Consider the following 13,052-nt stretch of genomic DNA (forward strand, 5'->3'; position numbering starts at 1 on the left):
CTAGAGGTCGGTTGTCAGGCTGTGGCGTCGTGCGAACGCGCGATGGTCAACGCCGCATTCACCAGGGCCAGGTGGCTCAAGCCCTGCGGGAAGTTACCCAGAAACGACCCATCCGAAGCATCGATCATCTCGCTGTACAGCCCGACGTCGTTGGACATTTCCACCAACTGGTCCATCAGGGCCGTGGCCTCGTCGTCTCGGCCGACGCACGACAGCGCCGACACTCGCCAAAACGCGCAGGCCACGAACGTGACCTCTTCCTCGGCCACTCCGCTGTAGCGGTACATCAACGGCCCGGCACCGAGCTCCTCGCCGAGCGCATCGATCGTGGCCGAAATACGTTCTCCGCGATCGAAATTCATCTCCGCTGCCAACAGCACCGACGCGTCGAGCCCGTCGGCTCCCGGGTACGCGAGGTATGTCTGCCGCTCCTCGGACCAGCACTCGGTTTCGATGTACCGCCGTATGCACTCCTTCTCGGCTTTCCACCGATCCGGTATGCCCGGGATCTCCCCGGCTTCGGCCAGGTGCACCGCGCAGTCCAGTGCCTGCCAGCACCCCAGCTTCGAGCTCGTGTAGTGCTGCTCCACCTCGAGCTCCCAGATACCGGCATCCTTGCGCTGCCACGAGTCGCAGGCCTCGTCCGCGATGGTCGCCAACAGCCGACCGGTTTGCGCGTCGAGAATGTTGCCCGCGTCCACGTACTGCCGAATGATCGAGAACAGGTCTCCGAAGATCATCAGCTGGAGTTGGTCCGCCGCGGCGTTGCCGTTGACCACCGGTCCGATGCCGCGCCAGCCGGGCACGTCGGGCTGCTCTGTGCCGCCCGGCAATTCGCCGCCGAGGGTGTAGAACACGTTCACCAACGGATCGTTGACTCGAATGACCTTCAACAGCCACGCGACCGCCGCATGGATTTCCTCACGCAGACCGAACCGTTGCAGCGCCCGAATGGTGTACGCGGCGTCGCGAACCCAGGCGTAGCGGTAGTCCCAGTTCTTGCCACCGGTGCGATTCTCGGGCAGTGACGTGGTCGCTGCCGCCGCGATAGCACCGGATGGGCTATGCAGCAACAGCTTCAACGCCAACGCGCTGCGAGCGACGTGCTTCGCCCACGGGCCCTCGTACGAGAACTCGTCCGACCAGACGCGCCAATTGTCGATGGTCCGGTCGATGCCCTCGTCGAGGTGTTGAGGATCCGGCAGAGGCAGTGGCTCGTTCTCGGTTCCGACCACACCGATGACGTGACGCGAACCCGAGCGCGTGGTGAAGATGCCGCTGATGTCGCGATCCGCGAGCTGCACGTCTTCGATCCCCAAAGTCCGGACTGCCAGCGTCAATCCGTCGACGCGCAGGACGGTTCCGTGCTCGGTGTCGTACGCCCACGGCGACGCGATACCGAGCATCGTCCCCGGTGCGACGGACCACGTCATGTCCACTGTTCCGTCCAGTCCGTCGATGCGGCGCGCCAACTCCACCCACGGCAATCGCCCGGCCACACCTGTGTTGAGCGAGTCGGTGATTCGGACCGTACCGCCGTCGGTGCGGAACGTGGTGGTCAGAACGTTTGTGCCGGGCACGAATTCGCGCTCGACGGTGAACTCGCCTCTGGGCGTCAGTTCGATGTACCCACCGTGCGGGGCGTCGAGCAGCGAGGCGAACGGCGGTGGCGAATCGAGATTCGGTACCGGGAACCAATCGATGCGGCCGTCGTCGGCGATCATCGCGACGGTCCGGCCGTCACCGATCGCGCCGTAACTTTCGATGGGGACGTACCCGTCGACCCTCGGACAAGGCTTTCGGAAGTTGCTCAAGCACTTGCCTTGCCGGCAAGGATCGGGCTCTCGGCGAGGTGTTCCAGCAGATCGGCCGGGTCGTCGAACACTGCCACCGCACCCGCGTCGAGCAGCTCTGCGCGTGAGATACCGCCGCTCAGCACGCCGATGGCCCGCACCCCTGCCCGGCCCGCGGATTCGATGTCCCACACGCTGTCTCCCACCATGATCGCGTGTTCGGCGTCGACGCCGGCGCGCTCGAGCGCAACACCGATGATGTCGGGCTCCGGCTTTGCCACCTCGGCGTCCTCGCCGGATGTCACCACCGCTACCGAATCCTCGACCTCGAGCAGATCACGCAACGTCGACAGCTCGGACTCCGGAGCGGACGTCGCGAGCACCACGGTGACCTCGCGAGTGTTCAGCTCTGCCAACAGCTCCCGTGCACCCGGCAGAATTTCCAAGGTCTGCGACGCGGCCGCGTAGTACTCCCCGTGCAGGGTTTTCGCTTCCTGCGCGAGCGCGCTGTCGGACGAACCGACCAACGCCTCCAGCAACTTCGACCCGTCCATCCCGATACTGCGATGAATGCGCCACGACGACACCTCGTGCCCGGCATCGCGGAACGCGCGGGACCACGCGTCGACATGGACGTAATTGGAATCGACGAGCGTGCCGTCGATATCGAACAACACCGCGTCGACCTTCGGAGCACTTTCAGACATGGGCGTACGAATACCCATGGGCTGTACACGCAAACAAAACGGGCCCCTCACCACCGGTGAGGGGCCCGCATCGAATTCAGGTTTCAGCTGGCCTGGGCCTGCCACATCCAGTGCAGCTGCTCGAGCCGAGCAGTGATGGCGATGAGCAGGTCCTGCGTCACCGGGTCGGCTTCCGCGGTATCGGCGACGCGTCCACGCAGCCGGTCGACGACGGCAGCGATGTTGTCGACGATGGCCGGCACCACTTCGCTGTCCTGGGTCCACCCGGCACCGAAGCCCTTGGTTCCGGCCGTCGAGGAGACGGTGGCTGCCCGGCCGTCCGGGCTGACACCGATCGCGGTGGCGCGCTCGGCCGCCTGATCGGTGAATTCACGTGCAGCAGTGACCAGTTCGTCGAGCTCGAGGTGCACGGACCGGAAGTTCTTGCCGATCACGTTCCAGTGCGCCTGCTTCGCGATGAGCGAGAGATCGATCAGGTCGACGACGGTGCCCTGCAGAGCGTCGCCCGCGATCTTCTGCTGACCTGCGTCGAGGGTGCTGGTGATGGGGTTCGTCATGATGTGGCCTCCCTGCCGTTGTACGACGGTGTGCATCGCACGCCATTATTGTGCTTCCGTCTGTATTGCACAACGGCGGCGCCGCGCCGGTTGTTCCGGGATCGGCGTCGTTGTGACGCCGATCCTAGGAACGTCCGGATCAGACCTTGGCGGCCTCGTCGGCAGGATCGTCGATCGCGCCGGCACCGGTGGTGGGAGCGGTCTCGTTCTGCTGCGACCGAACACCTTCCTCGACCTTCTTGCCGAGCTCGGGGTCGACGTTGGTCCAGTACTCGAACACTCGGCTCAGAACCGGCTCGCTGACGCCGTTGAGGACGTGTCCGACGATGTTCCCGACCAGACGCTCGCGCTGCGCATCGTCCATGACCTCGCGGACGAGGGCTCCAGCTTGGACGAAGTCGCCGTCCTCGGGGTGCTCGATGTAGCCGGTGCGGACGAAGCGAGGCTCGAAGTCCCACGCTCCGTCGTCGCCGTACTTGTTCGTGTCCGCCGACGGACCGCCGAAGGAGTTCGGCGCGTAGACGGGCGTCTCCGGAGAGTTGAACGAGTACCGCATGTTGCCGTCCTTGGAGTACGAGTTGACCTCGGACTTCGGGGCGTTGACCGGCAGCTGCGCATAGTTCGCTCCGATGCGGTAACGATGCGCGTCCGCGTAGGAGAACACGCGGCCGAGCAGCATCTTGTCGGGGCTGAAGCCGATGCCGGGCACGGTGTTGGACGGCTCGAACGAGCTCTGCTCGATCTGTGCGAAGAAGTTCTCCGGGTTCCGGTTCAAGGTCATCTTGCCGACCTCGATGAGCGGGTAATCCTTCTGCGACCAGACCTTGGTGAGATCGAACGGGTTGTACTTGTAGTTTTCGGCCTCGTCGTACGGCATGAGCTGGACCTTGAGGGTCCAGCTGGGGAAGTCGCCGTTCTTGATGGACCCGAACAGGTCCTGACGGTGGTGGTCGGGTGACGTACCCGCAACCTCGTCGGCCTTGTCCTGCGTCAGGAAGTCGATGCCCTGATCGGTCTTGAAGTGGAACTTCACCCAGGTCTTCGTTCCGTCCTCGGCGATGAGCTGGTACGTGTGCGAACCGAAACCGTCCATGTGGCGGAACGACTTCGGGATGCCGCGGTCACCCATGAGCCACGTGACCTGGTGCGCCGACTCGGGCGAGAGGGTCCAGAAGTCCCACTGCATGTTGTTGTCACGCAGACCGGAGTCGGGCATGCGCTTCTGGCTGCGGATGAAGTCCTGGAACTTGATCGGATCCTTGACGAAGAAGATCGGCGTGTTGTTGCCGACGAGGTCCCAGTTGCCTTCCTCGGTGTAGAACTTCAGCGAGAAGCCGCGCGGATCACGCCAGGTGTCGGGGCTACCCTGCTCGCCGGCGACGGTGGAGAACCGTGCCAGCATCTCGGTCTTCGCGCCGGGCTGCAACGCCTTCGCCTTGGTGTACTTGCTGATGTCACCGGTGATCTCGAGCTCGCCGAACGCGCCCGCGCCCTTGGCATGCACGACGCGCTCCGGGACTCGCTCGCGGTTGAACTGCGCCATCTTCTCGATCAGGTAGTGATCGTGCAGCAGGATCGGGCCCTGTGCGCCGGCGGTGAGCGACTGATCGTCGCTGGCTACGGGGATTCCCGAGTTACTGGTGGTGGGCTTGCTGGTGGTCGGCTTGGTCATACGAAGCCTCCTGATGGCTGTATCGAGTCCGAGAGGGCTGTCCCGGACGAAATCTGTGCGGCCGAGGGCGCGGCCGGATTCTCATGGGGAATGCCCGTACTCACGCGGCATAAACCCTCGAGCTCGACCACCAGCATGCCATCAATCTGTACTAAGTCAAGAAAAGGATTGCCGTCAGGGCACCAGCCGCGCCTCACCCGTCCGCATCGAACCCGACACGATCTGCAACCCGAAATACGTGCCCGACGGCATCCAGCGATCGAGCGTCGGCCCCGACGCATCCACCTGCACTCGGGCCAACCTGGCTTTCCCCTTCAAGCTCGCGACGCCCAGAGCCGATCCGCCGGGCACCGGCTGCGCGAACCCGATCGATCCGCGCATCGGAAATGCGGGCCCGAAGCCGCGGGAGCCGGTCCGCACCGACCAGTCCCCACCGCTGACCCCGGCCTTGTTCAGCACGTCGCCGTCGAACTCGGCCAGCACCTTGGGCAGATGCCAGTTGGTCCTGCCGCCGTGCACCGACGTCGCGGAATCGACGGCGATGAACGGCACCGACATGCGCGGAATCTTTCCGACGTCCCGGCGCAACACCGGGCTCGCCAGTATCTCGCGGTAGGGACCGACGGGTGACGTCATGTAGTCGACGACCATGCACATCGTGATCGGCAACGTCTTCGCGCCGGCGGGAGCGAAATCCGACGACCGGGCGCGATGCCACCAGATCGTGGCCCGGACGTTCGCCGGCCACGGCGCTGCGGGGCTGACCGGCCAATCGGTGCGCTCGGTCTCCGACTCGGCGACGCTCCACATCAGGAGTCCCTCCCCACGACGGTCAGCGGCAGGCGCAGCGCGCCCGGCGCGGTCACCGGCACCACCGGGTTGGACGGCTGAACCGGTGCCACCTCGACATAACCCGAGCCGACGGCAGGCCTACGGTCCGGCTCACCCTTGTTGGGCCACAACGCCATTGCCCGCTCGGCCTGCGCGGTGATGGTCAGAGACGGATTGACGCCGAGGTTGGCGCTGACGGCAGACCCGTCGAGCACGTGCAAGCCCTCGTACCCGTACACCCGCTGGTAGCCGTCGATCACACCGGTGTTCGGTGAATCACCGATGGCGCAGCCGCCGAGGAAGTGCGCGGTCATCGGAATGTTGACGATCTCGGCGATCGACCCGCCCGGATCGCCGCCGATCTTGTCGGCGAGCAACCTGATGGCCGTGTGCCCCTGCGGAATCCACTGCGGCGGGGGATCGCCCGCCCCGGGCCGACTCGTCAGTCGACGCCCGAACGGCCCCTTCTTCGAGCCCAGCTCGAGGGAGTTGTCGTCGGTCTGCATCACCAGAGCGATGACGGTGCGTTCGGACCACCTGTGGACCGACAGACTGCGGGCCGCCGCGCCGGGGTGACGCAGCGCCACTCCGAGCGTCTTGAGAATCCGCGGCACCTTGCCGCCGCCGTCACTGAGAACGGTTTGCAGCAGCCCGATCGCGTTGCTGCCCTTGCCGTATCGCACCGGTTCGATGTGCGTGTGATCGTCCGGGTGGAACGACGAGGTGATCGCCACTCCCTCGTGGTAGTCGACCTCGCGTCCGCGCGCCGTTGCGGCCAGTACGGCCTCGGAGTTGGTACGTACCAACGAACCGATCTTGTTCGACAGCCGCGGCAACGAGCCCTTCTCCTTCGCGGCGAGCATGAGCTTCTGCGTTCCATAGGTGCCCGCCGAGAAGACCACCTGATCGGCGGTGATCGTCTTCTCCTTGCGGCGCAGCTTGCCGCCGGTGCGGCGCGTCACCACGTCGTAGCCGCTGCCGTTCGGGCGGACGTCCACGACGGTCGTCAGCGGAAGGATGTGTGCGCCTGCACGTTCGGCGAGATACAGGTAATTCTTGACGAGGGTGTTCTTCGCGCCGACGCGGCAACCCGTCATGCACGAACCACACTCGGTGCACCCGGTCCGCTCGGGGCCGGCACCACCGAAGAACGGGTCGGGTGCGGTCTTGCCACGGTCACCGAAGTAGACGCCCACCGGAGTCGAGGTGAACGTGTCGCCCACGCCCATGTCCTCGGCGACCTCCTTCATGACCTTGTCCGAGGCAGTGATCGTCGGGTTCGTCTCGACCCCGAGCATCCGACGCGCCTGGTCGTAGTACGGATTCAGCTCACGCTTCCAGTCCGTGATGGCACCCCACTGCGGGTCCTCGAAGAACTTCGTCGGCGGCTGGTACAGCGTGTTGGCGTAGTTGAGCGAGCCTCCGCCGACGCCTGCCCCCGCCATCACCAGCACGTCGGGCAACAGATGGATACGTTGGACGCCGTAGCAGCCGAGCGCCGGAGCCCACAGGTACTTACGCAAACGCCAACTGGTCTTGGGCAATTCGTGATCGGCGAACCGTCGGCCGGATTCCAGCACCGCCACCCGGTAGCCCTTCTCGACGGCCCGCAGCGCGGCAACGCTGCCGCCGAACCCGGAGCCGATGATCAGTACGTCGTAGTCGCTCATGCGGAAACCGCCTTCTTGTCTGATTCACGGGTGTCGGAGACGAGTCGGTAATTCGAGGTGTCGAACGTTCGCGTCTTGTTGCGGAACCGGAACGTGTACGTGGGCCACATCGTCGAGTTACGTCCGTTGGCGTCGAGGTACCAGCTCGAGCAGCCGCCGGCATTCCAGACTGTGCCGTCGAGAGAAGAGTCGACCCACGAGTTGTGCTGCTGCTGAGCGGATTCGGACACCTCGACGGCGGTTGCCCGGTGGTCCCGCATCTCACTGAGCGCCGAGACGACGTAATTGGCCTGCGACTCGAGCATGTAGACGATCGAACTGTGCCCGAGATTGGTGTTGGGGCCGTACATCAGGAAGAGGTTCGGGAACCCGGCGACGGTGGTGCCCAGGTGGGCCTGCGGGCTACCGCCCCAGCGCTCCGCGAGAGTACGACCATCGCTGCCGCGCAACAAGTGCGACACCGGCGGTTCGGTCGGGGTGAACCCCGTCGCGAAGATGATGGTGTCCACCTCGTAGTTGCGGCCCGACGCGTCGACGACGCCGTTCTCGGTCACCGACGTCAGGCCCGATGTCACCAAGTCGACGTCGGGTCGATCCAGCGTCCGCAGCCAATCGTTGGACAGCAGAAGACGTTTGCAGCCGGGTGCGTAGTCGGGGGTCAGAGCCGCCCTCTTCGTCGGGTTCTTGACCTGACGCTTCAGGTTGGCCTTCGCGAATGCCTTGACGGCGGGCAACATCCACGGGTTGTCGGCCAGAACGGTCACGTATGCCTCGCGGTACCCGTAGATGATGCCGCGAACCGCGCGATGAGCCGCGGGGACCTTCTCGTACAGAGTCCGCTCGACCCGGCCGATGGTGCGGTCCAGGCGCGGGATGACCCAGGCCGGTGTGCGTTGAAAGACGGTGAGCCGCTGGGCCTTGTCGACGATCTCGGGCACGAACTGCACCGCCGACGCTCCGGTGCCGATCACGGCGACGCGCTCTCCGGTGAGATCGTGCTCGTGGTTCCACGTCGCGGAGTGGAACACAGTTCCCTGGAATGTGTCGATGCCCGGGACGTCCGGGATCTTCGGCGTCGACAGTGCGCCGGTGGCAGCCACGAGAACTCTGACGCTCGCCGCGCCCTTCGAGGTCTGCACGGTCCACCGCTGGTCCGTGTCACTCCAATCGGCCGACAGCAGTTCGCAATCGGCGACGATGCGATCCCGCAGGTTCAGCCGATCGACCACCGATTGGAGGTAGTCGAACAGCTCCGGTTGGCGCGCGAAGGTGTGACTCCACTTCGGGCTCGGCGCGAACGAGAACGAGTACAGCGACGTCGGGACATCGCACGCACACCCGGGGTAAGTGTTGTCCCGCCATGTGCCGCCCACCTCCGACGCTCGCTCGATGACGGTCACGTCGGCACTCGGATCGGCGGCGAGGATCTTCGCCACCGCGGCGAGACCGGCGAAACCGGCTCCGACGACGAGCACGTCGAGTTGTTGGGGCAGTGCGGAATTCACGAGTCCATCACCTTTTCGGACCAGACGGGGAGGAGCCGTCCGCGCAGCTGCGCGTCGGCTTCGGGGGTACGGAACAGAGCCGATACAGCGAGCCCGCGTGCCAGCTCGACGCTGAGCTCGATGGACTCGGTGGACATGCGGCTACCCATGACGATCTGAGCGCCGCTCTGGATGGCCTCGGCGACGCGTCGTTCGAGCGGAACCATGGCCTCGTGCAGAGCCGGATCGGTACGTGCCGCGACCCACAGCTCGAGCGCGGCATAGAACAGCGGGCCCGAGAACGCGTCGACGAGGATCTCGGGTCCGCGTTCCGGATCGGGCTCGGCTTCCAAGATTTCGGACAGGCGGCGGTCGACGAGATGCTCGACGGCAGCGGTCACCAACGTCTCCTTGGTCGGGAAGTGGTGCAGCTGCGCTCCACGGGATACTCCGGCACGCCGCGCGATCTCCTGCGTGCTGGTCTTCGAGAAACCCAGCTCGACGAGGCACTCGATGGCTGCATCGAGCAACTTTGCGCGGGTCCCCGCGGTGCGTTCGGCCTGCGTGCGGCGCGGGGTAGGCGCGCCGTCGCTGAGCTCTGTGTCGGTAGTCACACTTCGCACAGTAGCGCCAAAACAACAAACAGTCCAGCCTGACTTTAAGTTTTGTCACAACTGCGCTCATCACTCCGATCTCGAACGAAGACCCCGCCATCGCGAGAGCCAATCGTCGCGCGGATATCGGGCACACCCACGTTCCCGGGGGGCGGGCACGTCTCACGTCGACGGAAAGGATCCACCGTGACCGGTAATTCGGTGCGTCCCCAGGAGGCACTTCCAACGAATGATCCTCGTTCGACGGACTCCGGATAAGGAAAGGCACCGTGGCGGCGTTCGTCGCGAATGCGCACGCGCTCCGCGACGTGGAACCCGGGACCGAGGCTCACGACGAACTGATCGCGACGCTGAAAGAGCTGGCACCGCAGCTGGCGGCAATCTAAGTGTTCGAGGTGTTCGAGCCACGGGACCCACAGATCGCACACCTGGTGGACGTCGCGACTCACACCGACTGACCGACAGTTTGTGCCGACTCGCCGCGGGCAATACCCCGGCCATGGCTCTCCCCTCGCACGGCCGCTTCGAGTACTCCCCCATCGTCGATCGGCCGCGGTTCGAGTGGCCGGGCGGGGCGCGGCTCGCGGTGTACGTCGCGGTCAACTGCGAGCACTTTCCGTACGACGACGGGCAGCCCGGCCTCGGTTACACGCCTGCGATGGACCAGCCCAACACGTACAACTGGGGCTGGCGTGAATACGGTAACCGCGTCGGCGGCTTCCGCATCGCAGAGACATTGCAGCAGTGCCAAATTCGGCCGACACTGCTGGTCAATACTGAGGTTTACGAGCACGCCCCGCAGCTGACCGCGGCGTTCCGAGCACTCGACGCCGAGGTCGTCGCACACGGCCGAACGAACGCGGTGCAACCGAACGATCAAGACGAGGACACCGAACGTCGCTCCATCGAGGATGTCACCGCCGCGATCGAACGACACGAGGGAGCACCGCCCCGAGGATGGATGAGCCCCGGTGCCAACCCGAGCCGCGTCACCGAGGACCTCCTCGCGGAGCGCGGTTACCAGTACACCTTGGACTGGCCCGTCGACGACCAACCGGTGTGGCTACAGACCCGCGGCGGCCCGCTGCTCAGCGTCCCGTATCCCCACGAGATCAACGATCTGCCGATGTTCGTCCATCACCATCAGACCGCAGAAGCGTTCGAGCACAACATCATCGGAAGCTTCGACGAGCTGAAGGAGAACTCGGCAAGGCAACCGGTGGTGCTCGCGATTTCCGTGCACACCTTCCTCACCGGGCAGCCTTACCGACTTCGACGGTTCCGTGCTGCACTCGAGCACCTGACCGCCAACAACGACGGCGTCTGGTTCACCACCCCCGGCGACATCGCGGCGCACTACCGCACGGTTGTACCTCCCGTCCGATAGATCGGCTGGACCGCTGTCGGCGTGGAGTCAGGCGGCTCGTTGTTTTCGTCGGTGGTAGCTGGGAAGGGGGTGCTGTCTGGGGTCGACGGATTCCGGCGGGATCGCGTACGGGTGTCCGTCGTCGCCCATGATGAGCTGCCAGTCGCTGTGGTGGACGAGGCGGTGGCATTCTCCGCAGACGAGCGCGAGGTTGTTCAGGTCGGTGGGGCCGCCGTGTTCCCAGAATCTGATGTGGTGGGCTTGGCACCACTGTGCGGGGCGGCCGCACATGACGCAGCAGGTGTCGCGGATGGTCAGGGCGATGCGTTGGTCGTCGCTGGCGAGTCTGGTGGTTCGTCCGAGCGCGAGTGGTACGCCGTGGTGGTCGACGATGACGGGGGTGAGGTCGGCGTCGCAGGTGACCAGTTCGGCGAGGAAGCGGCTGATGGGGCCGGTCCAGTCGAGGTGGAACGGCCAGTCCGCGTCGCCCGGCTTGGGGACAGACTTCTGCCCGGCACCAGCACCACCGGCTGCTGCTTTGTTGCGAGCAGCAGCGCCTCCCCTCTCGGGAACAGACTTCCGCCCGGCACGGTCGACATCGCCACCATCACCACCGGACGCTGCTGCGCCGCGAGCAGCCATACTCCCTGGGCTGGAGGCAGACCTATGCCCGGCGCTACTACCACCGCCACCATCACCACCCGTCGCTGTTTTGTTGCGAGGACCAGTGTCGCCCGGCTCGGGGAAAAGCTTGTTCCCGGCACCATTACATCCAGCTGCTCGGCCGCCGCGAGCAGCGATATCCCCTCGAGCCACTCCATCCGGACGCGAGCCGTTGCTGTCGCCGCCGTTCGAGGCGCTCTTCGCGACCGAATCGGTGTCGCCCGAATCCGTTGCACCGCTATCGGATTGCTTGTCACCGTCGTGGGCGAGCAAGTCCCGCAGGGGAACGATCAGGTGCACCGACGCCCGCGACCCGCCCGCCGACCCGTGGGTGCCGCCGCGGAGGTGTCGGTCGAGGATCTGATCGAGTGCATCGGCCCGGCGCTTCGACGGGCTGCGTGGATCGCGTTCACCGCCGGGACCGGGTCGCGGTGCCGTCAACGGCGACAGAGCGGTGAGAAGCTTCTCGGCGAGGAGTCGGTCGATGTTGCCGCCGACCTGGAAGCGGCCGTTGGCCAGAGCTTGCAGGTCGAATCGGTTCAGGTCTAGGTTCTCCGACACCGGTCGCGGTGCAGGCGTCGGTGGAACAGGCTCGGGCGCAGGTGGTTCCGGATCGGGAGGCGTGCCGCTAGTGGTCGCTGTATCGTCTTTTCGCCGCTCCTGATCGTGGCGTTCCTGTTCCTGCTGTTCCTGCTCTCGTCGTTGTTTCTCGGCTTTCGCGTGTCGTGCTCGGGCGTCGTCGGCGGCAGCATGCGCCAAAGCCTGCGCGCGGGAGGTCACTTGGCCGGCGGTGTTGCGCATCGCGGTGTCGAGCAATTCGGCGACTATTCCGTTGCGCCGGTCCTGATTCAACGTCGGGTCGGCCACCAGAACGACGTCGTATCCCTCGGCGATGGCGGCGGCGTGAGCGGTGTGGACCCGGCCGTCGGCGAGGGCGTCGAGCACGGTGGGGTGATCGAACAGCCAGTACCCCAGTGCGTTCTGGCGGGCTGCTGACCCGTCCGTGATGCGCACCGACCTCGCGTACCAGCGGGTGACGGACGAGTGCCCGAGTTTCATCGCCAAGCCGCGGCGGTCGATGTCGGCGAGCAACGTCAATCTGGTTGCGGCGAGGGCATTTTCGAGAGAGGTCACGTCGGCGAGCTCGGAGACCAATTCCTGGTCCCCGAGCTCGAACACATCCCCCCATGTCTTCACACCACGAAAGCTATACCCACCCACCGACAGACTTTTTCGACGAGCCCCTTACAACGTACGCACGCTGTTGTTGCGCGCATTGTGGGTCAGCTCGGCCAGGCCGAGCTCTTCGAGCAACGGCGGCAAGTACATTCCGAAGCGGCCGCGGTATCCGTTCCTGAGTCCGTACCAACCGCCGACCGGATTGTCGGGCGAACGCCCCCACGCTTCGACCGTGTCCGGCGCAGCCGGCTTCTTTTCGTCCGCAGCACCGAGTAATACCCAGTCGGCGCGTTCGGTGAGCCAACCGTACAGGTCTTCGATTGCCTCGATGCGGTATCGCAAGGTCGTCGACCCCACCTGGCACACGAGGGCAGGTGGCTCGTGGTCGGGATCGCGGTACATGGTGTATGCCGAGGTGCCGGGGGCGGTGGTGAGAGCCCACGGGCCGGATCTGGTTCCGCTGCTGGTCATGGACGGTGTCCGTTCCGTTGACGCAGTCAGCCGACAGGCAGGAAT

11 protein-coding genes are annotated in these 13,052 nt (G+C 65.4%); 1 reads left to right on the plus strand and 10 read right to left on the minus strand.

The window, feature by feature from the left end:
- Window positions 1-14: 14 nt before the first annotated feature.
- The 8 genes from VF34_RS11420 to VF34_RS11455 form a co-directional block, all read right to left on the minus strand.
- Window positions 15-1,814: a glycoside hydrolase family 15 protein gene (locus VF34_RS11420; protein WP_032373789.1), complete on the minus strand. Its 1,800-nt coding sequence runs from the start codon at window positions 1,812-1,814 to the stop codon at window positions 15-17.
- On the minus strand, window positions 1,811-2,500 hold the full coding sequence (locus VF34_RS11425; protein ID WP_032373788.1) for an HAD family hydrolase: 690 nt from the start codon (window positions 2,498-2,500) through the stop codon (window positions 1,811-1,813). Before VF34_RS11425 ends, VF34_RS11420 begins: the two co-directional genes overlap by 4 nt.
- An 83-nt stretch (window positions 2,501-2,583) precedes the next feature.
- Window positions 2,584-3,057, minus strand: coding sequence for a Dps family protein (locus VF34_RS11430; protein ID WP_027494510.1), 474 nt, complete (start codon window positions 3,055-3,057; stop codon window positions 2,584-2,586).
- A gap of 139 nt (window positions 3,058-3,196) precedes the next feature.
- Window positions 3,197-4,729, minus strand: coding sequence for a catalase (locus tag VF34_RS11435; protein WP_027494511.1), 1,533 nt, complete (start codon window positions 4,727-4,729; stop codon window positions 3,197-3,199).
- Window positions 4,730-4,903: 174 nt separating this feature from the next.
- Window positions 4,904-5,539, minus strand: a complete 636-nt coding sequence (locus VF34_RS11440; protein WP_032373787.1) for a hypothetical protein — start codon at window positions 5,537-5,539, stop codon at window positions 4,904-4,906.
- Window positions 5,539-7,230, minus strand: a complete 1,692-nt coding sequence (locus VF34_RS11445; protein WP_032373786.1) for a GMC oxidoreductase — start codon at window positions 7,228-7,230, stop codon at window positions 5,539-5,541. Before VF34_RS11445 ends, VF34_RS11440 begins: the two co-directional genes overlap by 1 nt.
- Entirely contained in the window at window positions 7,227-8,735 is a 1,509-nt protein-coding gene (locus tag VF34_RS11450; protein ID WP_045841446.1) for a flavin-containing monooxygenase, read from the minus strand. Before VF34_RS11450 ends, VF34_RS11445 begins: the two co-directional genes overlap by 4 nt.
- Entirely contained in the window at window positions 8,732-9,337 is a 606-nt protein-coding gene (locus VF34_RS11455) for a TetR/AcrR family transcriptional regulator (protein ID WP_371128968.1), read from the minus strand. The genes VF34_RS11450 and VF34_RS11455 overlap by 4 nt, the downstream gene beginning before the upstream one ends.
- A gap of 490 nt (window positions 9,338-9,827) precedes the next feature.
- Here VF34_RS11455 and VF34_RS11460 point away from each other — a divergent pair, with 490 nt between their 5' ends.
- Window positions 9,828-10,715 (plus strand): polysaccharide deacetylase family protein, encoded by an 888-nt coding sequence (locus VF34_RS11460; protein ID WP_032373785.1) that lies wholly within the window; start codon window positions 9,828-9,830, stop codon window positions 10,713-10,715.
- 27 nt (window positions 10,716-10,742) lie between these two features.
- On the opposite strand, the gene VF34_RS25575 is transcribed toward VF34_RS11460, so the two are convergent.
- Both VF34_RS25575 and VF34_RS11475 read right to left on the minus strand, forming a co-directional pair.
- Complete coding sequence (locus tag VF34_RS25575; protein WP_052062962.1) at window positions 10,743-12,554, minus strand: HNH endonuclease signature motif containing protein; 1,812 nt, start codon at window positions 12,552-12,554, stop codon at window positions 10,743-10,745.
- Between the two features lie 48 nt (window positions 12,555-12,602).
- Window positions 12,603-13,007 carry a DUF6855 family protein gene (locus VF34_RS11475; protein WP_032373784.1) on the minus strand — a complete coding sequence of 135 codons (405 nt, stop codon included), beginning with the start codon at window positions 13,005-13,007 and terminating at the stop codon, window positions 12,603-12,605.
- Window positions 13,008-13,052: the final 45 nt, after the last annotated feature.

The organism is Rhodococcus sp. PML026, from assembly GCF_000963615.1.
Classification (GTDB): Bacteria; Actinomycetota; Actinomycetes; order Mycobacteriales; family Mycobacteriaceae; genus Rhodococcoides; species Rhodococcoides fascians.